Annotated in this window: 22 protein-coding genes and 1 tRNA gene; 14 read left to right on the forward strand and 9 right to left on the reverse strand. The window is 43.0% G+C overall.

Features of this window, described 5'->3' with window-relative positions:
* Window positions 1-64: 64 nt before the first annotated feature.
* The gene (locus Q9G97_RS02635) at window positions 65-595 is read left to right on the forward strand and encodes a TPM domain-containing protein (protein ID WP_305899617.1); all 531 of its coding nucleotides are present in this window, start codon (window positions 65-67) and stop codon (window positions 593-595) included.
* A 71-nt stretch (window positions 596-666) separates the two neighbouring features.
* Window positions 667-1,662: an adenosine deaminase gene (locus Q9G97_RS02640; RefSeq protein WP_305899618.1), complete on the forward strand. Its 996-nt coding sequence runs from the start codon at window positions 667-669 to the stop codon at window positions 1,660-1,662.
* Window positions 1,663-1,682: 20 nt separating this feature from the next.
* Here Q9G97_RS02640 and Q9G97_RS02645 read toward each other — a convergent pair whose 3' ends face one another.
* Window positions 1,683-2,531: an NAD-dependent deacylase gene (locus tag Q9G97_RS02645; RefSeq protein WP_305899619.1), complete on the reverse strand. Its 849-nt coding sequence runs from the start codon at window positions 2,529-2,531 to the stop codon at window positions 1,683-1,685.
* 34 nt (window positions 2,532-2,565) lie between these two features.
* Here Q9G97_RS02645 and Q9G97_RS02650 point away from each other — a divergent pair, with 34 nt between their 5' ends.
* Both Q9G97_RS02650 and Q9G97_RS02655 read left to right on the forward strand, forming a co-directional pair.
* A complete protein-coding gene (locus Q9G97_RS02650) occupies window positions 2,566-2,925 on the forward strand; it encodes a hypothetical protein (RefSeq protein WP_305899620.1) in 360 nt (119 codons plus the stop codon).
* 271 nt (window positions 2,926-3,196) lie between these two features.
* Window positions 3,197-4,672 (forward strand): SEL1-like repeat protein, encoded by a 1,476-nt coding sequence (locus Q9G97_RS02655; protein ID WP_305899621.1) that lies wholly within the window; start codon window positions 3,197-3,199, stop codon window positions 4,670-4,672.
* A 147-nt stretch (window positions 4,673-4,819) separates the two neighbouring features.
* Here Q9G97_RS02655 and Q9G97_RS02660 read toward each other — a convergent pair whose 3' ends face one another.
* From Q9G97_RS02660 to Q9G97_RS02675, 4 genes are all read right to left on the reverse strand, one after another.
* On the reverse strand, window positions 4,820-5,875 hold the full coding sequence (locus Q9G97_RS02660) for an enoyl-CoA hydratase/isomerase family protein (RefSeq protein WP_305899622.1): 1,056 nt from the start codon (window positions 5,873-5,875) through the stop codon (window positions 4,820-4,822).
* 154 nt (window positions 5,876-6,029) lie between these two features.
* The gene (locus tag Q9G97_RS02665; RefSeq protein WP_305899623.1) at window positions 6,030-6,821 is read right to left on the reverse strand and encodes an enoyl-CoA hydratase-related protein; all 792 of its coding nucleotides are present in this window, start codon (window positions 6,819-6,821) and stop codon (window positions 6,030-6,032) included.
* A 95-nt stretch (window positions 6,822-6,916) separates the two neighbouring features.
* Window positions 6,917-8,407, reverse strand: a complete 1,491-nt coding sequence (locus Q9G97_RS02670; protein ID WP_305899624.1) for a CoA-acylating methylmalonate-semialdehyde dehydrogenase — start codon at window positions 8,405-8,407, stop codon at window positions 6,917-6,919.
* 71 nt (window positions 8,408-8,478) lie between these two features.
* Window positions 8,479-9,669, reverse strand: coding sequence for an iron-containing alcohol dehydrogenase (locus Q9G97_RS02675; RefSeq protein ID WP_305899625.1), 1,191 nt, complete (start codon window positions 9,667-9,669; stop codon window positions 8,479-8,481).
* Window positions 9,670-9,910: 241 nt separating this feature from the next.
* Between Q9G97_RS02675 and Q9G97_RS02680 the strand changes: the two genes are divergently transcribed.
* Entirely contained in the window at window positions 9,911-10,681 is a 771-nt protein-coding gene (locus Q9G97_RS02680) for an IclR family transcriptional regulator (protein WP_201571861.1), read from the forward strand.
* 27 nt (window positions 10,682-10,708) lie between these two features.
* On the opposite strand, the gene Q9G97_RS02685 is transcribed toward Q9G97_RS02680, so the two are convergent.
* Window positions 10,709-12,205, reverse strand: a complete 1,497-nt coding sequence (locus tag Q9G97_RS02685) for a cell wall metabolism sensor histidine kinase WalK (RefSeq protein WP_305899626.1) — start codon at window positions 12,203-12,205, stop codon at window positions 10,709-10,711.
* A gap of 8 nt (window positions 12,206-12,213) precedes the next feature.
* Complete coding sequence (locus Q9G97_RS02690) at window positions 12,214-12,891, reverse strand: response regulator transcription factor (RefSeq protein ID WP_305899627.1); 678 nt, start codon at window positions 12,889-12,891, stop codon at window positions 12,214-12,216.
* A 268-nt stretch (window positions 12,892-13,159) separates the two neighbouring features.
* Between Q9G97_RS02690 and Q9G97_RS02695 the strand changes: the two genes are divergently transcribed.
* The 3 genes from Q9G97_RS02695 to Q9G97_RS02705 all read left to right on the forward strand — a co-directional run bounded on the left by Q9G97_RS02695 (window position 13,160) and on the right by Q9G97_RS02705 (window position 14,824).
* Complete coding sequence (locus Q9G97_RS02695) at window positions 13,160-13,450, forward strand: hypothetical protein (RefSeq protein WP_305899628.1); 291 nt, start codon at window positions 13,160-13,162, stop codon at window positions 13,448-13,450.
* Window positions 13,451-13,831: 381 nt separating this feature from the next.
* On the forward strand, window positions 13,832-14,152 hold the full coding sequence (locus Q9G97_RS02700) for a hypothetical protein (protein WP_201571877.1): 321 nt from the start codon (window positions 13,832-13,834) through the stop codon (window positions 14,150-14,152).
* 132 nt (window positions 14,153-14,284) lie between these two features.
* The gene (locus tag Q9G97_RS02705) at window positions 14,285-14,824 is read left to right on the forward strand and encodes a hypothetical protein (RefSeq protein ID WP_305899629.1); all 540 of its coding nucleotides are present in this window, start codon (window positions 14,285-14,287) and stop codon (window positions 14,822-14,824) included.
* A gap of 177 nt (window positions 14,825-15,001) precedes the next feature.
* Here Q9G97_RS02705 and Q9G97_RS02710 read toward each other — a convergent pair.
* A tRNA-Arg gene (locus Q9G97_RS02710) sits at window positions 15,002-15,078 on the reverse strand.
* Between the two features lie 246 nt (window positions 15,079-15,324).
* Here Q9G97_RS02710 and Q9G97_RS02715 point away from each other — a divergent pair.
* The 4 genes from Q9G97_RS02715 (at window position 15,325) to queF (ending at window position 19,128) form a co-directional block, all read left to right on the forward strand.
* A complete protein-coding gene (locus Q9G97_RS02715) occupies window positions 15,325-15,984 on the forward strand; it encodes a cytochrome c5 family protein (protein ID WP_305899630.1) in 660 nt (219 codons plus the stop codon).
* A gap of 275 nt (window positions 15,985-16,259) precedes the next feature.
* Window positions 16,260-17,222, forward strand: a complete 963-nt coding sequence (locus Q9G97_RS02720) for an ABC transporter ATP-binding protein (protein WP_201571893.1) — start codon at window positions 16,260-16,262, stop codon at window positions 17,220-17,222.
* Window positions 17,223-17,254: 32 nt separating this feature from the next.
* Entirely contained in the window at window positions 17,255-18,028 is a 774-nt protein-coding gene (locus Q9G97_RS02725) for an ABC transporter permease (RefSeq protein ID WP_201573713.1), read from the forward strand.
* A 233-nt stretch (window positions 18,029-18,261) separates the two neighbouring features.
* Window positions 18,262-19,128 carry an NADPH-dependent 7-cyano-7-deazaguanine reductase QueF gene (gene queF, locus Q9G97_RS02730; protein ID WP_305899631.1) on the forward strand — a complete coding sequence of 289 codons (867 nt, stop codon included), beginning with the start codon at window positions 18,262-18,264 and terminating at the stop codon, window positions 19,126-19,128.
* 94 nt (window positions 19,129-19,222) lie between these two features.
* On the opposite strand, the gene Q9G97_RS02735 is transcribed toward queF, so the two are convergent.
* Window positions 19,223-20,941 carry a proline--tRNA ligase gene (locus Q9G97_RS02735; protein WP_305899632.1) on the reverse strand — a complete coding sequence of 573 codons (1,719 nt, stop codon included), beginning with the start codon at window positions 20,939-20,941 and terminating at the stop codon, window positions 19,223-19,225.
* A 697-nt stretch (window positions 20,942-21,638) separates the two neighbouring features.
* On the opposite strand from Q9G97_RS02735, the gene Q9G97_RS02740 reads away from it, so the two are divergent.
* Both Q9G97_RS02740 and Q9G97_RS02745 read left to right on the forward strand, forming a co-directional pair.
* Entirely contained in the window at window positions 21,639-22,397 is a 759-nt protein-coding gene (locus tag Q9G97_RS02740; protein ID WP_305899633.1) for a DUF4230 domain-containing protein, read from the forward strand.
* Window positions 22,398-22,542: 145 nt separating this feature from the next.
* On the forward strand, window positions 22,543-22,761 hold the full coding sequence (locus Q9G97_RS02745; protein WP_201571901.1) for a hypothetical protein: 219 nt from the start codon (window positions 22,543-22,545) through the stop codon (window positions 22,759-22,761).
* Window positions 22,762-22,775 lie beyond the last annotated feature (14 nt).

Here is a 22,775-nt window from a genome sequence, read left to right on the forward strand (position 1 = left end):
TTAGCTGCTTTGGATTAATATTTAGACTGATAACGTAATTTGCTTTTATTTTGAGGAATACCCAATGGAATCACTGCGCACGCAGACCACAACGACCAGCTTTTCACGCTGGTGGCGGCAAGTGCTTTTCGTACCGCTATTGCATAGTAGATGGATCACCACAGAGACTCGCCAACGGCTAAGCGCAAAGGTGACCGAGGCTGAGCGCGGTCATCGTGGCGAGGTTTTTTTGGTCATAGAAAATCATCTACCGATTAGTAGTGCCTATTATAGTAGTGCGCATGATCGCGCGGTTGAGCTATTTAGTCGCTGCCGTGTTTGGGATACCGAAGAGAACACTGGGGTTTTGGTCTACGTTAATGTCTGTGAGCACTATTTGGATATCGTCGCTGATCGGGGCATCAATGCGCATGTCAGCCCTACGGTGTGGCAGGCGATGTGCGATAAAGCCATTGCAGGTATTGCCAACAAAAACACCGAGGATAGCTTAACGGACTTGCTCGATGAGATCGGACAGCTATTGCGTCATTATTATCACCTAGAAGATGATCCAGCAGGTAATGAGCTGTCTGACACCGTGCTTTATATCAAGTAATTATTAAAAAACTAAGCATCAAAAAACAAATAACGCATATTAGATAAAAATTTATAAAAGGCGAAGATATCATGATTGAGTTCATCAAACGACTGCCAAAAGCCGAACTGCATCTGCATATTGAAGGTTCACTAGAGCCTGAGTTGATGTTTAGATTGGCCAAAAAAAATAACGTTACTATTCCTTATGAGTCTGTTGAAGAACTACGCGCGGCTTATGACTTTACGAATTTGCAGAGCTTTTTGGATATCTATTATGCTGGGGCAAAGGTTCTGATCACCCAAGACGACTTTTATGATTTGACTTGGGAATATGTCCTAAAATGTGTAGAGAATAACATCGTCCATACGGAGATATTCTTTGATCCGCAGACTCATACCGAAAGAGGCATTGAGTTTGCTACTGTTATTAACGGTATCAAGCAAGCGCTAGCCGATGCCGAAAAACAATATGGTATTACCTCGGCTATTATTATGTGTTTTTTGCGGCATTTATCACAAGAGGAAGCTTTTGCCACCTTTGAGCAGGCCCTAGAGTTTAAAGATGATATTATCGGCGTTGGGCTTGATTCAGCAGAATTAGACAATCCACCATCGAAATTTACCGAAGTGTTTAAAGCGGCTAAGGATAAAGGCTTTAAACTGGTCGCTCATGCTGGCGAGGAAGCGGATTATTCTTATATTTATGAGGCACTAGACTTACTAGATATCGAGCGTATTGATCACGGTGTCCAGTCTATTAATAGCCCAGAGCTGATGCAGCGCCTCAAAGACGAGCAAATACCATTGACCGTCTGCCCGAACTCCAATATAGAGCTAAAAGTATTTGACAGCTATGATGAGCATAATATCAAAGAGCTGCTGGACTACGGTCTAAATGTCAGCGTCAACTCTGATGATCCTGCTTATTTCAAAGGCTATATGAATCAGAACTTTATTAACTTGTATGAGAACATAGACCTTTCAGAAGCGGATGTGATTGAGCTAGTAAAAAATTCATTTCGCTCAGCGTTTATCAGTGATGAGCTAAAGGCCACTTATCTAGCGCAAGTCGATGCTGCGGTATAGTGCATAGAGTAATAGTGTTTTTATAGAATCCTATCTACCAATAACGGCATGACCTCGCCTGCTTTTGCGGCTAAAGTAATATCGACGAATGAGTTAGCCGTAGGGTTGGGGTTGATCTCAATAATTTTAGCGCCGTTTTGCTTGGCAAGTTGCGCCAGCCCTGCGGCAGGATAAACTAAGCTTGAGGTGCCAATGCTAATGAACACCTCACAATTTGCCGCGGCTTGCTCAGCGATTTGCCAAGAGTCCACTGGCAGCGACTCCCCAAACCAGACGATATCAGGTCTGATAAGCCCGTCGCACTCACTACAATGAATGAGCTTAGTATCAAAATCGATATCAGATTTTGGCTGAGCTGATTGCTCAGTATAAGGCTTATGGCATTGGCTACAGCGATTACGCCATAGATGTCCATGCAAATGATGCACGGTACTGTCGATGTTATTAAGATTACCTAATGGTTTACTGTCATTTGAAGGCTCATGGCGGCTTGTTCGTTCATGATGCTTTGCCTGTTCATGTAAGTCATCTACGTTTTGAGTAACTAATGTAATCTTGTGCGATCCTGCTTGCTGCCAGCGCGCTAGAGCAAGGTGCGCCGAGTTTGGGGCCTTGTCATGTACCAGCTGACGCCGCCACTGATACCAAGACCATACCAGCTCTGGATCACGCTCAAACGCTTCAGCACTCGCCAAATCTTCAGCGCGATACTGCTCCCAAAGCCCTGTCTGCTTATCTCTAAAGGTAGGAATACCACTCTCAGCTGAAATACCAGCCCCTGTCAAAATACAAATTTGTGACGATTGAGCCAAAATTTGCGTAGCTTGTTGTAGGTTATCGGTTAATTTTGCCGAGGTTTCTGCTAACATAGTATTACCCTCTAATAAAAATGGATGCCCCTCTATGATAGACGGAATTTGGTGGCTTGTCATACTACTAGCAGTTGGTATTGCCTTATGGCTAGTAGCCAAATCGCGCGGTGAGTCGGGCTCAAAAGGTGAGTCTGCTGTAGATATGAATTCATCTGCTAATGATGCGCTACAAAAGACCCTAAAGGTAGTCAAACAGCATTTTCCCGACTATCGAGTCGCCCGTAATCGTAACCACCTATTGATCACCAAGCAAGGGCTAAAGGTGGCTATGATTACTATTGATAAAAAAATAGCCGTTGGTCAGCGTCACTTAGGAGGCGTGCCTGTCGTTAACTACCACCGAGTACCAAATCGCACTCAGCTAAACGCTTATTTGCAGAGCGTAGAATAAGCACTATAATTTTTATAAGTGAAGTTCTTCAAATAGGATTTTTGATAAAACTATACTTACTAATATAGTTACTAATCTTATGTGGGGTCTTATTTAGGTTTTAAAGTAGAGATAACTATAGATAAGGTGCAGGTTTTGCAGGGCACATTATAGGTATTTTTGAAATTATTAAAATAAACGATTGTTTATTGGGGTTAGGCTACGTATATTTTAAATTATTGAAAACGGATATTAATTATTTGTACTGCGCCTTTATTTTGTAGGAACCCTAATGACCTCATCTCTATTCAAACAAAAACTCACCTATAAAGTGATGGCTATGGGAGTAGCGCTGGGAATCTGCGTATCAGCGCAGGCGACTAGCCTAATCACCACTGAGACCCTAGCGGATAGAGGCTATGCCGCCGCCCAACTTAGCCTCGGCATCAAATACGACGTCAGCGGAGCCAGCGCACAAGATATCGCAAAAGCTGTGTATTGGTATACCAAAGCGGCCAATCAAGGCAATGTCTCTGCTCAGAACAATCTTGCTTATATGTATGAGACAGGAACAGGCGTCGAGCAGGATTCTGTCAAAGCGATGTACTGGTACAAAAAATCGGCACAGCAAGGCAATGCACTGGCACAAAAAAACCTAGGAACCTTGTACGCTACAGGTCGCGGCGTTACAGCAGATGATAATCAAGCAGCGCTGTGGTACCAGCGAGCCGCTGAGCAAGGGGAAGCCTCCGCTCAGTACAATATCGCCATTTTGTATCAACAAGGCCGCGGTGTCGAGCAAGATATTAGCAAGGCGGTCGAATGGTATCAAAAGGCGGCAGCTCAAGGCGATAGACGCTCACAGACGAGACTTGGCATCCTGTACTACAACGGCTTAGGCGTGGTAAGGGACTATAATAAAGCCTACGAATGGTATCGAAAAGCCGCCGCCCAAGAAGAATCCTCGGCACAGTATAATATCGGCCTGATGTACGATCTGGGCACAGGGTTCCAGCAGGATTATGCTGAGGCCATAAAGTGGTACAAAAAGTCAGCCGAGCAAGGTTATGACTCCGCACAAAACAATCTTGGCGTAATGTATGAGGCAGGCACAGGTACGCAGCAGAATTATGCTCAAGCGCTACAATGGTACAAAAAAGCGGCTGATCAAGGGCATGCAAACGCGCAAAATAATATTGGTCAGTTATATCAAAAGGGTTTGGGCGTCACGCAAGACTATAAGCAAGCAGTCTACTGGATGCGCAAAGCGGCGGCTCAAGGCAATGTGCTGGGTCAGAATAATCTTGGCTATATGTATGAGAGAGGGTTCGGTGTCGAGCAAGACTATGCTCAGTCAGCCCTATGGTATAAAAAAGCCGCTGAGCAAGGTAATGCAATAGGTCAAGGCAGTTTGGGCTGGGCGTATTACTCAGGATTGGGCGTCACCCAAGACTATGCCCAAGCGCTCAGCTTACTTGAGCAATCAGCCCAAAAAGGCGCTGCTGTCGGTCAAAATAATCTCGCCATCATGTATCTAGAGGGCAATGGCGTACCGCAGGACTATGCCAAAGCGCTTGAGCTGCTGCAAAAATCAGCGGCACAGAACTATGCCAATGCTCAGCGTAACATAGGCATTATGTACGTCAAAGGCCAAAAAGTTGCGCAAGATCTCGAACAAGCCAAGCGTTGGTTTAGCCAAGCCTGCGATAATGGCAGCTCATCTAGCTGCCAAAGTTATAAAGCGCTAAACGGTGATAAACAAGAGTGACTAATGCTCGATGTGAGCCAAGTAAAAGCTGATAGAGTGTATTCCATACATCATTAAGGCTTGCTACTACTCACAGAGCATACTTATCATAGCGGCTAATGCTACATACGATATAGCGCTAGCCGCCTTTTTTATGATCGTTAAGTGTTAAATATCTTTACTAAGCACTGTAAAGTAACGCTCGATATCTGACTCAGTTAAAGCTTCTAATTTGTTAGGATGCCAATTTGGAGAGCCATCTTTATCAACTAGTACCGCACGCACGCCTTCATAAAAGTCAGGGGTAGCCATAAAATGAATGGCCATGTCCTTTTCCATCTCCAAGCATTCGCTAAGCGATTTATCTTCACCATTGATGAGCTGCTGTAAGGTCACTTTTAATGAGGTAGGTGATTTTGCAAGGATGGTTTTTAAGGTCAGTGCGGCCCATTCGTTGCCATTAGCGGCTTCACTTTCTAATGATGCGACTATCTCTTCGATGGTGTCATATTGGAAATGACGATTTATGTCATCTTGGTTTGCTTTTAGCTCGGTAATATCTGCTGATTTAGTAGAGTTTGATTCAAAGAAGGCATCGAGATCTTTATTGATTGAGTTCTGTGACCACTTTTGAGTGAGTAGTTTTTCTTCTATAGTTTCCCACTCACTGCTGTCTATAGTGTAATCAGCGCTGCCACTATAAATAACGTCATTTGCCTTGATAACCTTAGCGGTTAGAGCGAGATAACGACCGGTGTACCTTGGCATTTGATTGAGGAAAAAGCTTGCGCCTACGTCAGGGAAGAAGCCGATGTTCATCTCAGGCATGGCCCATTTTGTTTTTTCGGTGACGATACGGTGAGAGGCGCCGACAGACAGTCCGACACCACCTCCCATAACGATGCCATTCATATAAGCGATAATAGGTTTGGAGTAGTTATGGATGAGAGCATCTAAGCGGTATTCTGTAGAGAAAAACTGCTCCGCGTAAGGTATGACCTCTTCGGCTTCTAGATCATAGAATTTGCGCATATCGCCTCCAGCACAAAATCCTTTTTCTCCTGCGCCAGATAGGCAAACGAATAGCACATTAGCATCGTCTTGCCATTCCTCTAAAGCGTTCGTTAGAAGTTCAACGACTTCTGCATTAATAGCGTTTAAGACTTTAGGTCGGTTTATTTTTAACCAACCCATACCGTTTTTTACTTCCGATGTAACCACCATTTATATCACCTCATGATTTGTTTTATTTACGCTATACGAGATTAAATTTTTCTAAAATCGTTATAAAAAATAAAGCATGATCACCGTTATATATCACAATCAGTATAACGATAACCATGCTTTAGATTGAATTTACTGACGACTAAAAAGAGAACTACCCCTTAAAGTTAGGCTTACGTTTTTCCATAAAAGCGTTAACGCCTTCGACCATATTCTCTGTCTCGAATAGCTGCGCCCATTGTTCGGCTTCTATCTCCAGTCCTTTTTCTAAGGTGGTTGCCATGCCTTCATTGACAGCTATAATCGTTGCTTTGACAGATTCGGCGCTTTTGTTAAGAGCAATAGATTCAGCTAGTTTTTTGGTCTCATCCATTAATTCAGCGAGGGGAACTGATTTATTAACTAGACCGATTTTTTCAGCCTCTTGACCACCGATAAATCGACCTGTAAGGATTAGCTCTAATGCTTTAGCTTTATTAGTAATACGAGCAAGGCGCTGAGTGCCTCCGAATCCAGGTATCAGACCTAGATTTAGCTCTGGCTGACCTAACTTGGCTTCATCAGCGGCCAGACGCAAATGGCAACTCATAGCAAGCTCTAACCCGCCACCTAGACAAGCACCGTTGATAGCGGCGATAACGGGCTTGGTAGAGGCCTCAATAGTATTCATCACGGCTTGAGCATCTTGTGAGAGTTTTTTGCCTTTTTGAGCATCGTTAAACGCTTCGGTAAACTCTTTGATATCTGCGCCAGCGACGAACATTTTACCCGTACCCGTTATTACAATTACCTTAATGCTTTGATCTGCTTGCGCCTGTTTGAAACACTCAGATAGTCCGTTAATTGTAGTCGTACTTAACGTATTGGCAGGTGGACTATTGATAGAAATATAACCTACTTGGTTTTCTACACTGAAATCGATGTTTTCGAAAGTTTGATTTTGCATGGTGTTTTACCTTATTGAAGTGATATTTAAAATTCTGCTAATAAAAAAGTCTTATAAAAAGTTATTTATAAAAGACGACTGATAAAAAATAGCGGTTAAGTTGGCATAGAGAATTGTTTCTCTTCTCTTAGTGCCGCACTAGGCCAGCGCTGGGTGATCGTTTTGCGACGAGTAAAGAATCTTACGCCATCTGGTCCGTACATAGCCAAATCACCGAATAATGAACGCTTCCAGCCGCCAAAGCTTTGCGATGCTACGGGTACTGGCAGTGGAATATTGACACCGACCATACCGACCTGAATGTTGTCAATAAAATAACGCGCCGCTTCACCATCTCTAGTATAAATACAAGTGCCGTTACCATATTCATGGTCATTGATGAGCTGTACGGCTTCGCTCATAGTCTGTACTCGTATCACTTGTAAGACCGGACCAAAAATTTCGGCCTCATAGCTGTGCATCTCTTTGGTGACATGATCAATCAAAGTTGGACCGACAAAGAACCCTTTCTCGTAGCCTTTAGGTGAGGCATTAGAGCCATCGATAACCAGCTTGGCACCTTGATCGGTAGCGCTTTTGATATAACCTAAAACTTTAGATTTGTGTGCCTCTGTAATGACAGGGCCAAAGTCGTTACCTTTATCTGAATGCACACCAAACTTGAGGCCTTCAATAGCAGGTTGTAATGCTGCAATCATTTTGTCAGCAGTCTCATCACCGACTGCAACGGCGACAGACAGAGCCATACAACGCTCTCCTGATGAGCCAAAAGCGGCACCTAACAGTGAGGTCACTACATTATCTAAGTCGGCATCTGGCATAACGATTGCATGATTCTTTGCACCGCCTAATGCTTGACAGCGTTTGCCCTGCGCAGCGGCGGTGGTATAGATGTATTCAGCGATAGGGGTAGAGCCGACGAAGCTAACGGCTTTGACATCAGGGTGATGTAAAATGGCATCGACGGCTTCTTTGCCACCATTGACGACATTGATGACGCCATCTGGGACACCCGCTTGTTGTAGTAGCTGCGCGATAAATAACGTGACACTTGGATCACGCTCAGAGGGTTTTAGCACAAAGGTATTACCACACACAATAGCCATAGGAAACATCCACAGCGGTACCATGACTGGGAAGTTAAAGGGCGTGATACCAGCGACGACGCCTAGCGGATGAAACTCACTCCAAGAGTCGATATCAGTACCTACATTACGACTGTGCTCGCCTTTGAGTAATTCAGGTGCGCCGCAAGCATATTCGACATTCTCGATACCGCGTTGTAGTTCGCCCGCAGCGTCGTGAACAATTTTTCCATGCTCTTCACCAATCAATCTACATATCTCGTCAGCATTTTGCTCTAATAACTCTTTAAATTTGAACATGACACGAGCGCGTTTCATCGGTGGGGTTTTGCTCCACGCTGGAAATGCCGCTTTTGCCGCAGCGACGGCTTCACCGATGGTTTTTACACCGCCTAGTGCCACTTGCTTGCTAATTTCACCTGTCGATGGGTTGTAAACATCTTGAGTTTTGCTGTCATTGTTTAACAGGCTGCCGTTAATAAAATGTCCAATAGTTTGCATAATGTGTTTCCTTTTAGAGTTTGGATAATAAGTAAGTTAAAAATTAATGAAGACTGTTTCTGCTCGGTGTACTAGCTCGGTGCATTTTCGACCGAATTAGTATCATTCCACAGTAAGGTATATAGCTGAATCATCTCTTCTAAACTGGGTATGCGAGGATTATTATTAGGCGACCCTGACGCAAATGCTTGCTTACACATGGTATCGATAAGCGCATCGAAATCAGTTCTTTGTACGCCAAATTCAGCGAGTGTCGGCACCTGTAGTTCTTTATTTAAGTTTTTTAGGTAACTCACCAAGCTAACGTTTGCCTGATCGTTGGTGTCGCTATAATCAGATACGCCTAGTGCGCGCGCACAGTCAGCATAACGATCGGGCGCACTCGCTATGCCGAATTCTGTAATGGTTGGCAGTAACATCGCGTTAGATAAGCCGTGCGGCACATGAAAAAAAGCACCGATTGGACGACTCATACCATGTACTAAGGCCACTGAAGAATTACAGAATGCAATACCAGCTAAGGTAGAACCTAGCATCATTGCCTCACGTGCGGTCTCGTCTTTGCCATCGTGATAAGCGGTTTGAATATTGGGCCCAATCAGGCGTAAAGCGGCGAGCGACTGTTGATCGCTATAAGCATTACGTTTGGGGCTGATATAGGCTTCGATAGCATGGGTCATCGCATCGATGCCAGTGTCTGCGGTGGTGCGCGGTGGTACGCTCATCGTCAGACTATAATCGATAATGGCTGCAACGGGCATAAATCCCATACCCACGCACAACAGCTTTTCGTTATTAGCGTCATCGGTAATGATAGTAAAACGGGTCACCTCTGAGCCTGTGCCAGCTGTCGTTGGTATCGCGACAATAGGTAAGCCTGCCTCGTTCACTTGACGAGGAAACTTATAATCGCGCATGACACCACCGAACTTTCCTAGGATAGAGATGGCTTTTGCACTGTCGATAGGACTGCCGCCGCCTAAGGCAATGAGTCCGTCGTAGTCTTGAGCTTTTACTAGCGACACTCCAGCTGCGATAGAGCTTTCGGTAGGTTCTGGCACGGTGTCTGAGAAGACATCGGCAACGATATTCACCGCTTTCAAAATAGCTTGTACATTATCGACATAGCCAAGCTTGACCATCATCTCGTCAGTAATGATGAGCGGCTTTTTTATACCTAAACTGGCTAATATCGTGGGCAGGTTTTGACAAGCCTCGCGTCCAATCTCCATGGTTCTGGGTAAAACAATACTGTGTGACATAGTGACTCATCCTTGCATTAATGACTATAAATGAGGTCTTAGTAAATCGCTGATTTATAGTACAAACCACTCACCAAAGTAGACGGTATTTAGATAAAAAATTCGTATAACGATAAATATTTTATCGATATGTAAAAGTTAACAGAATATTTTTGTAATAGCAAGACGCAAAAAGATTAATTTTATCGTTATAATAAATAAATTTATTCGCTGAGAATCAGCTAGAGGTTTAGAGTAAGTAATGAGTAATACTAAAAAGAAAGGTTCAAGCGTTGAGCGCGTTTTGCAGATAGTAGAGGTTCTCGCCGCTTCGCAACGGCCATTAAGTGTCAGCGACTTAGCAGAAACGTTAGATGTGCCTGTGCCTAGTATGTATCGGTTATTGGATCAATTGCAGAACCTTGAATTTGTTCAATTAGATTTGCCAGGGAAGGTCGCTTGCGGGAAACGCACCTACAAGCTTGCCATGAACTTATTGCAAAACAGCGATTTTAAAAATGAGCGGTTAGCCATACTCAATGAGCTGTCAGCAAAAATAGGGGAGACGGTAGGTATCTCGATCATGCAAGACTTAGACGTGGTTTATATCGACCGTGTTATGTCGGATTGGCCGCTACAAATATTTTTACCTTCGGGCACTCATGTCCCCGTTTGGGCGAGTGCCAGTGGCAAATTATTGTTATCACAGTTAGCGGATGATAAATGCGAGCGCATCGTTGAAAAAATGTCGTTACATGCGTTAACGACCAAAACTCAGACCGATAAAAAGCAACTGATGCAAACGATTGCCACAACGCGCGAGACGGGAGTAGGAGTAGATAATGAGGAGTTTATTCCAGGTATGGTCGCTTGTGCTGTCATGATTCCTAATGGCGATCAACAAGCCTTTGCGACGGTGTTCACCCATGGACCGACAGTGAGAAAAAGTCTAGAAGAGTTGCTCAGCTACGTGCCTCTTATGCAAGAGGCAGCTAAGGAGCTGTCAGTGATTTTCAGTCAGGATTACGAGTAGATAATGTTTTTGTAAGGTCATTTTATATTACTTACCAAAAGGTAAAGTTCTAAAAGACGGTAGTTCAATCTGTACGACTAGCCCTTGATTATCTGTCCTATTACGAGCATGTATTTGACCTTTATGCGCCATTATCACGGCATGGGCAATCGCCAGACCGAGCCCATAACCGCCCGTTTGACGCTGGCGCGCTGAGTCAAGACGGACAAAAGGCTCAAATATTCGCTCCACATCTTTTTCAGCGATACCGCCACCTTCATCTGCTATATTAACTTGTATTATTGATACCTGCTCCGTTCGGGCTTTGTCTATAGTTATAGTTACTGTTGAGTGCTCAGGCGTATGTATAAAGGCATTACGAACCACATTCTCAAGAGCGCTATGTAATTGCTCCTGATTGCCAAAGGTTGAATACTCTACTTCATTGGTAGGGCGCTGCCACTGCAAATGCACGTTTTTATTTTGAAATTCAAAGCAGACATCTTGACTAATGTCACTGATTAAGTCGATCAGATTTATCGCTTCTTTGTCTGCTTTAGTCGTCGTATATTGCTGCATTTGTAAAGATTGAATGTTAATAATTTGCGCAATTAGCTCATTCATACGAGCGGATTCTTTTTGAATACGATCGAGGTAATGAGTAGCTTCTGGCGCATAGTCGCGAGTGAGCTCAGTTGCCACCTCAAGACGTGCCAAAGGCGAGCGCAGTTCATGGGAGATGTCACTGAGCATCTGTCTGCGTGACAGCTCACTATCCGCCAGTCGATCAGACAATTTAGCGACATCTTTAGCCAGTACGCCCAGCTCATCGTCACCTAGCTTAGATAAGTCGTCACCAGCTCGATAATCGCCTTCGCTCATACGGTGTATCGTAAACTGAACCCGATGAATCCGTTTAGACAGAGCATGGCTAAACCAATAACAGGCCAATAGACTGAAGAGTAAAATAATGCCAAAGCGTACAGGAAAGTTACTTTTTTGCAGTGCTATAAGCTCTGGTAGAGGCAGACGAGGTTGTAGCTGCACGGTATAAATAGTGCCATCGAGCGTGGTGACAGATACATCTTTAAGCTCAGGATAGTTATCTGTGTTTGGCACAACCTCTTGAACCCTCTGATTGGGTGGTAGCGTCGGTGGCAAGGCTGGATTATTCAATGCTTCGGATGGTCTATTACTCCCTCCTATTAAGGGTCTAAACCGAGAAGATATAGGCTCGCCTTGTTCATCGACGATGATAATCTGACCTCGAAGACCACGCTCATTGCGATAGAGTTGTCGCAGGGTATTATAGTCACTTGATTCTAGTGCCTGTATCACGTCTTCACGGACAGCGACTAAATGCGATACTTGCATCGCCATCCGTGACTCTAATGCTTGCGCATTTATCCAGCGCTCTATAGTGACTGATATCACCGACGTTAATAGTAATAGCAGTAGCAGACTCAAAAATAGTCGCCAAAACAGCGGTAGTGACGGCGTCCCTTTGCGCTTTTTGTTTATAGTGCTATCTAAGCTTTTATCCATAATATTCATTACAGCACCAACTGATAGCCTTTACCACGAATGGCTTTTATAGGCTCATCATGAAAAGGCTGAAGTTTTTTACGCAGGCGTGAGACATGGACATCAAGACTACGATCAAAGGGTTGTAGTTCGCGCTGTAGCACCGTTTGTGATAGCCACTCTTTACTGACCACTTCACCTTTTTGCTGTAGCAGTGCAACTAGCAGATCAAACTCAGTGCCCGTCACTTGTAGCTCAATACCATCGATAGTACAGATACGATGACTTTGATCTAAAGTCAATCGGTCATGAGTGAGCGTAGGTACATCCATCTTTGGCATAGTCGTGCGCTTAATGACCGCATTGATACGCGCCAGCAGCTCCCTTGGGTTACAGGGCTTGGCGATATAATCATCAGCGCCAAGCTCAAGGCCAATGATACGATCAATCTCATCGCCTTTTGCGGTTAGCATAATGACGGGCAATTGACTGCTGGCAGGTAATTGTCGCAATACGCTGAGACCATCTATTTTGGGCATCATAATATCGAGCACCAGTAGATCATACTGATAATCGGGGTCTTGTAATCGTTCTAACACTTGCGCGCCATCATAGACGCAATCGCAGCTGACCTCGTGATTGCCTAAGTACTCTTGTAGCAATTGAGTCAACTCTTCATCATCATCACCAAGTAATATATGAGTCATAACACAGTCCTATATTTTTTATTATAACGGTGTTTTTAGAATGCACTCACATTTTAAAAACGCTCATGCTGTTTGATCTGAAGCTATCAACGTATTACGCAAGTTTACTAAAGATAATAGCTCAGTGGTGACAAACGTTACCTTTCTTAAAGTTTCATAAATCTACGTAACCTCATTATTACTTATACTTTCCTTCGTAGACAAAACATCAATGATTACGACAACGTTATATTATTGATAATTAATATAGAGCCTTAAGGAAATAATGATGAGAAAGTTAATGATCAGTTTAGTTATAGCGGCTTCTAGCTGTTTCGCGATGCTCAGTCCAGCTAGTGCTGCTAGTCATAAAACAGAAACGCATTCCTCTCAAGTCCAACATCAAAAGGAGAAAGCAAAGACTAAGCACGCTGTTGTATCAAAGCACAAAGTAACCAAACAGCACTCAAAGCATGAGTCTATTAAAAAGGCTGCTACTCAGCATAAAAATATACATGCCAAGGCCAAGTCTGTACCTGCAAAACATTTTACTGCTCAGAAAAAAGTCAGTCAAAGATAGCCGTTATAGAGCATAAATTAATGACAGACACTTTGCATAAAAACCAACCTAGCAAGGTTGGTCTTTGTATTTGCAAAAGCTAATAACACAGAATATAGCAGCAATCGTTACCTTTCTTAAAGTTTCATAAATCTACGCAACATAGAAAAGGAATATAATTTTTTATAAAGTAGGGAAACAACTTCAGTGTTTTTAATCGTCGATTCAAGCCGCTAAATTATAGCTGTTCATAATTGAAATTTAAGTGGAATAACGATGAGAAGTTAAAATAAAAAAATTTAAACTCAATCAAAGAGCTGAATTTAGAAGCTCTTATCTTTTTATACTGATAACTATTGAAATGAGTATCTGAGCACTACTGTTATATCAAGGAGCATAGCTATGAAAAATTATTTTACTCTGTTTAGCACTAAGGTACGATTACTCTGTTTAGGCTCAGCATTAGCTATAGCGCCACTAACCTCTGCGTTTGCAATATTACCTATGATGTTAGAGGTATTTGAACCTAGCTCAGTTACTGTTGCTTCTGCTAATGAAAAGCAATGGAATAACCTCAATGATTCAAGTCGTGAAGACAGTTATTTAGATATTGACAGCAATACAGCTAAAAAATATGAGTCTAAATTATTAGCATCTGATGTGCAGCAAATACCTACTGTACGTCTTAGTGAACGAACGACCATTATGAGATCGACATCATAAACACAGTGATCTGCTATCGATAGCAAACACAGCAAACACAGTATCGAAAATTCAGCTAATATTTTTGATTATTAAAAATATTGGTTAGATAAAATAAATCTTTATTAACCAAAACAAATAAAAGGTATCACAATGAAAAAATTATTAATGGCATCCGTATTGGCAACCTCTAGCATCTTTGCAGTTACCGCTTGCACCAGCGTAGGTGCTACTACAGACACCTCTGCAAGCAGCTCACTGCAAAAACAATATAAAGGCACCAACAAGGACGGTACAAGAGGGCCACTAGCGCAGCTCAATCTAAGTGCTACGCAGCAGGCACAAATACAAGCCATCAAACAAAATAGTCGTAACGAGCGTGTGCAAACCCGTGAAGCGATACAGCAGGTATTAACCGTTGAGCAAAGAGCGCAGCTAGATAGCATGAAGTCAGAGCGAAAAAATAAAGGTCATCAAGGCCAACATAAAAGAGGTCAACAAAATCCGCTAGCGCAGCTAAATCTCAGCAGCGCCCAACAAACACAGATTGAAGCGATCAGAAAAAACACTAGTATCGATCGTATGCAAAAACGAGAGGCTATGATGGCGGTCTTGACCAATGATCAACGCGCGCAGCTCGAAGCCGCAAAATCTCAAAGACAAGATAAAGGACGTCGTGGTATGAATCAATAAACCTAGCAGTCATGACGGTATAAAAAAGCGCATCAGTTTTTAGGATGCGCTTTTTTGCATTGCCTAAAAGCAGAAGCCGTAAAAGCCGTTACTTATACCGCAATTAGCGGTTCAAGATTTCGATGTGTTAGGCAATAATGTATTAGGTATTACTAGGGAAGGGGGTGATATGATGATTGGTGCGCTCGGCGGGAATCGAACCCACGACCCTCGGCTTCGGAGACCGATACTCTATCCAACTGAGCTACGAGCGCATTAAGCAGGTTTGAATTAAAGACCGCTAGTCTAGCAAATAAAAGCCCCAATGCCAATAAACAAAGTTTGCTATTCAAGTTTTTGTATAAAAAACAACTCAGTTAGCAAACAGGCATGGCAATTTGCCCCGCTTTTCCCTTATAATGGCAAGGAGAATAACCACTAATAACCACTAATATTCATCGATCACAAGTGTGCCTGTAAAATAGCCAGCCATTTGTATTAGATATAAGAGAACGTGACGAATGAGAAAAGTAGTGATGTTATCGGCAGCTGCCATTCTAGGAATCGCTAGTATCGCGGTGAGCCAAGCTGAAGATATTGTAGATACTCCTGTAGCTATCTCTGCAGTAGCAGAAGGTCAAGAAGCCGTAGCTGAGGCTCCTGCAGTATTAGGCGATGAAGTACAAGCCGCTGCGGATACTACTGATGGTGAAGCTCCCGTTGATGGCGCTGAGCTTGCAACGGATGCTCCTGTAGCTGTAGCAGCAGCTCCTGCTGTTGAAGAAGAGCCTATCCCTGAAGATACCCCACAAGTACAAAAGCTGATTGCACTATATCCAAACCTGATTGCTCGTATTCAGCCCGTTGGTACTGTCTGCTTTGAAGAGGGCGAGATATGCGATGTAACTGCGCGCTCGTCTGGTCCTGCCGCAGGTGATGGTCCACGTGATGGTGCTGCTGTGTATAATGCAGTCTGCCAGACTTGTCATGCTTCAGGTTTGCTCGGTTCACCGATGTTAGGTGATGCTGGCGCTTGGGGACCACGTATTGCCAAAGGTGCAGATACTTTATATACTCATGCTATCCAAGGTTTTAATGCCATGCCCGCCAAAGGTGGCGCTGATATTCCTGATGAAGAAGTTCAAAACGCAGTTGATTATATGATTGGCGAAGCCAGCTAATTTGGATGTTTTGTAATAACTAAAGGTAGTATGTATACACAAGGCACTTACTTTATTGAATAAGGTAAGTGCTTTTTTGTGGTCAATACTTATCAGAATTTATGACCTATTGAACGTTGTTAACTAGTGAATGTTAGTAGCTGATTAGTTTTACTTATCTCGTCATTATAAATAGTTGACAGTTGAAATCGGTACCAATTAGCCTCACATTAAGGCCTTAGATTGATCTTAATACTTTATAAATTAATTGATAAACAAATAATAAAGAGGCTTGCATGTCTGAAGTACCAGCGTTATCTATTAAGAATTTATCCAAAACCTACGATAATGGATTTTCGGCTTTAAAAGACGTTAGCTTAACGGTACCGCAAGGCGGGTTCTTCGCCTTATTGGGGCCGAACGGTGCTGGTAAATCAACGATGATCGGAATTATCAGCTCATTGTTTAAGCCAACAACGGGCAGCGTTGAGATATTCGGCACTGATTTATTAGCTAACCCTTCGGTCGCCAAGCAGTATTTAGGCATTGTACCGCAAGAGTTTAACTTCAATATGTTTGAAAAAGTTGAAGATATCATTATCACACAAGCAGGGTATTTTGGTATACCTGCTAAAGAAGCTAAGCCACGTGCCGAGCGTCTGCTCAAAGCGTTAGGTCTATGGGATAAGCGTGATAGTAAGTCCCGCGAGCTCTCTGGTGGTATGAAGCGCCGCTTAATGATTGCCCGTGCGCTTATTCACAAGCCTAAGCTGTTAATTCTCGATGAGCCGACCGCTGGGGTAGATATTGAGCTGCGCCGCTCAATGTGGGAGTTTATGCAGCAGATCAATGTCGAAGAAAACACCACAATTATTCTAACCACCCATTATTTAGAGGAAGCCGAGCAGCTGTGTAAGCGCATCGCTATCTTAGACCATGGTGAAATTCGTATTAATACTGAGATGAAAGATCTCTTAGCGCAATTATCCGTTGAAACCTTTGTTTTAGATTTAGAGCAGCCACTTACGAAGACGTTGACTATCGATAAAGTAACCGCGATTGATCAACCTGATGAGCAAACGATAGAGGTGACTTTAAGTGAAGGCGAGACTCTCAACGCTGTGTTTGAGCAGTTAACCAATCTAAACATTAAAGTAGCTAGTATGCGCAATAAGTCCAACCGCTTAGAAGAGCTATTCATGCGCTTAGTGGATAAAAACATTCAAAGTGCAGATAGTATGAAGGAGGCAGGGCTATGAAAAAGGAAATTATTATAGATCCTAACGAGACCATGTCATTTAGTAAAAAATGGATCGCTTTTAATACGATATTGATGAAAGAGATCCGCCGTATTCTGCGTATTTGGCCGCAGACTTTGCTACCACCTGTCATCACTATGGCGCTGTATTTTGTGATTTTTGGTACGATGATTGGCGATAGAGTAGGCGAGATGGGCGGCGTACCTTATATGCAGTTTATCGTGCCAGGCCTAATTATGATGGCAGTGATTACTAATAGTTACTCTAACGTGGTTTCCAGCTTTTTCAGTGCTAAGTTCACCGCTAGTATTGAGGAGCTGTTGGTTTCCCCTGTCTCTAAACACGCTATATTAGCAGGCTACGTCAGCGGTGGTATCTTTCGCGGTTTAGTGATCGCAATCATTGTCTCTATCGTTGCGCTATTCTTTACTGAGCTGGGCATTGAACACTTATTTGTGACGGTATTTACGGTGCTAGGAACAGCGATTTTATTTTCGCTAGGTGGTTTTATTAATGCAGTATATGCACGCTCATTCGATGATATCTCTATTATTCCAAGCTTTGTATTGACGCCCTTAACGTTCTTGGGCGGGGTGTTTTATTCAATGGAAGATCTATCAACCTTTTGGCAAAATATCTCATTATTGAACCCGATCGTCTATATGGTTAATGCCTTCCGCTATGGCATCTTGGGATATTCTGATGTCAATGTTTGGTATTCGATGGCAGCTATTTTTGTCTTTTGCGTAATTTTTTATATTATTTGCTATCGTTTGCTTAGCGATGGTTCACGCATTCGCTTGTAGATTCATTGGTAAAAATACGCTTATCGCTTTATTTTAAGAGTCCAACGTTGTTGGGCTTTTTTATGTTTAAAGTAAGCTGTCTAACGGGTATTTATAAAGGCATATTTGATTCTTCAAATTCGCTTAGTCAGTAAGTGTCTAAAGTGAATTTATTAAGGTAAAATGCCTCAAACTATTATATTTCTTTATAAAGTCACTTCTTATAAAAACAGGTTAAATCTGGAAGGTAAACTATGAGCATTCACGGTATTTTAGGCGAGCAAACCACCGATTATCCAACTGAGTATAGCCCTGAGACGCTATATCCTATTGCTCGCAGCTTAGGTCGTGATTCTATTGGCTGGCAAGATGACAAAGTAAGCGTCGGTATGGACTGGTGGCATGCGTTCGAGATGTCTTGGCTCAATACGCAAGGCATTTCACAAGTGGCGATGGCGCGCTTTGTCATTCCAGCCACATCTGTATTTATTGTTGAGTCCAAATCGTTAAAGCTATATCTTAACAGTATTAACTTCACTGAATTTACCAGTTGGGATGAAGTGCAAACGCTAATTGCCAAAGATTTATCAGCTTGTGTACAGGCAGAGGTACAAGTTGAGCTATTCGATTTAGAGGATCGCAATTCAGAATTGATGATAACTCAGCCCGATGGCGTCTGTATTGATGATGCTTTGGCTGATAGTAAGGAAAAGGTAGCACTAACCCTTCATCCTGATGCATCGTTGTTAGAGGTTTTGAAAAGTAGTAGCGTTGATTCAAATAGCAATACAGAACGAACTTATCGCTTTTATTCAAACCTTTTGCGTAGTAATTGCCCTGTGACTAATCAGCCTGATTGGGGAGCTTTAGCAGTTGAGATGACTAGTAAGCGAGAATTTGATCAGGCTAGTATGCTGCATTATATTTTGAGTTTCCGTCAGCATAATGGCTTTCATGAGCAGTGTGTTGAGCAGATATTTGCAGATTTGAGCCGACATTATCAGCCAAGTGAATTGATAGTAAGAGCTTGGTATACGCGCCGAGGCGGTATTGATATTAATCCTTGCCGCGTCAGTGATTTGAAATTACTACCTCAACCGAGTCGTTTGATTCGGCAGTAAAAACTGAGTACCAAATACATACCCCAAGCACAAGGAAGCGCCTATCTTTCAAGAAGACAGGCGCTTTTTTATAACATCAAAATTATTAATAAATTTATTTACTAATGATCTTCGCCAATACTTCATCATGGCTGAGCATTTGCTTTTCACCATCGCGACGATTGACGTATTCGTATTTGTCTTCAGCCAAATTGCGATCAGATACCACAATACGATGCGGAATACCGATGAGTTCTAAATCGGCAAACTTGACACCTGGACGCTCATTACGGTCATCGAGTAGCACGTTGATACCTTGTGCTTTTAGCTCTTCATAAAGCGCGGTCGCGGTCTCCATGACCGTGTCTTCTTTTGACTTCATCGGCACGATAGCGACTTCAAAAGGTGCTAATGAGTCATTAACGTCTGGTGTTGCTGGCCACATGACGCCATTTTCGTCATGGTTCTGTTCGATAGCAGCAGCAATGATACGACTCACGCCGATACCATAACAGCCCATTAATAAGGTAACAGGTTTGCCATCTTCACCTGAGACCTTACAGCCCATGGCTTGCGAGTACTTATCGCCTAATTGGAAAATATGACCGACTTCGATACCGCGTTTGATCTGTAGTGTACCTTTGCCATCTGGAGATGGGTCGCCCTCAGAGACATTGCGAACATCGACAATACGTGTAATGCGAGCGTCACGAGCCCAGTTCATACCAATAGTATGCTTATTGACTTCATTAGCACCGCAGACAAAATCAGACAAAGCGGCTGCTGAGCGATCGACGAAAACAGGCATATCTAACTCTACACCGATATAGCCTTTGAGCAGACCTGCTGCTTTTAATTCTTCATCTGAAGCCATAGTAAGTGGCAAATTAGCCTCTTCTATTTTTTCAGCTTTGATGGTATTTAATTGATGGTCGCCGCGTAACACAATAGCGATCAATTGTGGCTCATCGTCTTCAGTATGACCATGAACGATAAGCGTTTTAACGGTGGTTGATAACGGAATATCTAAGTGTTCAGCGACCATTTTGCAGGTGGTCATGTTTTCTGTTAAGACATTTTCGCGCGCCGTTGCAGGCGGTTGACGCTCAGCGGTACTAATAGACTCAGCAAGCTCGACGTTCGCGGCATAATCAGAGGCGTTAGAGAAGGCAATATCGTCTTCGCCGCTATCCGCTAATACGTGAAACTCATGTGAAGCAAAGCCACCTATAGAGCCAGTATCAGCTTGCACTGCACGGAAATCGAGACCTAAGCGAGTAAAGATACGCGTATAAGCATCGAACATATCGTCATAAGTCTTTGCCAATGATGCTTGATCGACGTGAAATGAGTACGCATCTTTCATCGTAAATTCACGCGCGCGCATCACCCCAAAACGTGGGCGAATCTCATCACGGAACTTACCTTGAATCTGAAAAAAAGTAATAGGCAGCTGCTTATAACTACGCAATTCACCTTGCGCTAGAGTGGTGATGACCTCTTCGTGAGTTGGTCCTAGTACAAAATCGCGATCATGGCGATCTTTGAAGCGTAGCAGCTCAGGACCGTAATCATCAAAGCGCCCTGTCGTTTGCCATAATTCAGCGGGCTGAGTCATTGGCATAAGCACTTCTTGTGCGCCAATATTCTGCATCTCTTCGCGAACGATACGTTCGACCTTTTGCAGCACCCGTAGACCTAGCGGCAACCATATATATAACCCAGAAGCGATTTTGCGAATGAGACCGGCGCGCACCATCAATTGGCTTGAGGCGATATCAGCGTCACTTGGGGTCTCTTTAAGTGTGGCAAACAAAAATTGACTGGCTTTCATAAATAAAGCGTAACCTTATCTTTGATTAATTAATAATAAGCAGGGCAGTGCGTAACAAAGGATCGCAAGCTTGATGCACAGGGTCTGTTTGATCATTCGACCGTGGCACTGACAGAGACTATTTTTTGATCGATTCTATATTAAAAATATCTAGTTTAGTCATTCTAAGCGGATCTTTTTAATGACGAATCGGTAAAAAAGAGCTCTGTCCTTGCAGGCTGGTGCTAAAATCGCCCTACTCGTTGTAAAAATCTAGCCAAGGCATCTGCATTACCTGCGATTTTTACCTAGACTAGGACCATTTTAGCTATCAGCAGTGCCTTCTTGTGAAAGATCAAACAGACCCTACATAAATGTTGATTATTCATCAACACAACTAGACCATGTTAGGTAAACTTCTGCTAAGACGCAATACCTTTTTGTCTTTTCGCTGATAACAGGGTGCAAACTCGTCATTCTAAGCACTAATAAGGCTAAGCGTGCTGCTTTATACTAAATATTTAACAGACCCCAATTATCTATAATAACTTTTTGTCATGCCTTTATAAGCAATTGTGTAGAGAAATAGTAGCGGTAACTTGAAGTGACTTTCAAAAGACTGCATTTATCATAAAGTAAGCAATGATGTCGATGATTTTAACCGACAGCCATTCAATAGCTATTAATGAGGCTGTTAATCACAATAAAGGTAGCAAATATGCCCACACCTGAGAATAGATCCGACAATGGCGACACTGTATTAAGCAAATCGCCCAAATCAAAGCCACAGTCCAAACCAGCTATTGCCAAAATGTCATGGTTATTATTGCTTATTGGCTTGGCCGCATTAGTTGCTGCTATTTATATTGCACAAAACAACAGCGACGAGCCAGAGATTAACACGATCACCCGTGAAGGAGTGGTGACACAGATTCAGCAGCTCAATCGCCTGCAAACAGTGGCTTTTAATGTCGATACTATTATTACAAGCGAGCGTGAAGGCAGCTGGATGAAGCTGTGGCAGGATGAGCAAAAGGCGCTATTTATCGCTAAAGGACGCGTACAAGCAGGGATTGATTTGAGTGCACTAACCCCTGAGATGGTGCAAGTCGTGCAACCTACTAATGAGCAGCTAGAAGCCGCGGATAATTCGACTACGCCACTATCAATCATGCCGCAGATAAACATCACCGTACCGCCCTCAGAGGTATTCGCGGTCTACTTAGATGATATCGAGATTTATGATTGGCAAACAGGTGTATTTGGGATGATGCAAGTGGACCCTAAAATACTTGAGCAAGCGCAAAGTATGGCCAAAAAAGAAGTACTAGAGCGCGCGTGTCGTGGTGATGTGATGACAGTAGCGTTAGATAATGCACAGACTCAGTTGCAGCAGCTGTTTTCCTTGACAGGGGCTACGGTGACGGTGAATACGCAAGGCGCTGGTGCTTGTCAAATGCCTGCGAGCACAGCATAACCTTTATAGATAAAAGCCTATTGATAGTTTTTGCTTGATATTACTGGGAATAGCGTTATCATATTATATAGCAAGACTTATTTATTATTCATCGTAGCCTTATCAATGCTACCGATAAAATAGGCTCGTATAATAGGAGGCGTTTATGACCGTTCCTAACCAAAAACCATCTACTGATACTAAGCGCAACAAATTGAGTAAACGCTCTAATGCTAATGAAAGGCTATCATTTGAAACTTGGGTGTTATTGATTATTAGCTTTGCCTTATTGGGCTACGCTCTATATGTGATTCAAACTCGAATATTAGACACCAATATTGATAATATTCAAGCGACCCCAACCGTTACTCAGCAATCACAATAGCGCAGCGACTAGCG

It is taken from the genome of Psychrobacter sp. M13 (assembly GCF_030718935.1).
GTDB classification, from domain to species: Bacteria; Pseudomonadota; Gammaproteobacteria; order Pseudomonadales; family Moraxellaceae; genus Psychrobacter; species Psychrobacter immobilis_G.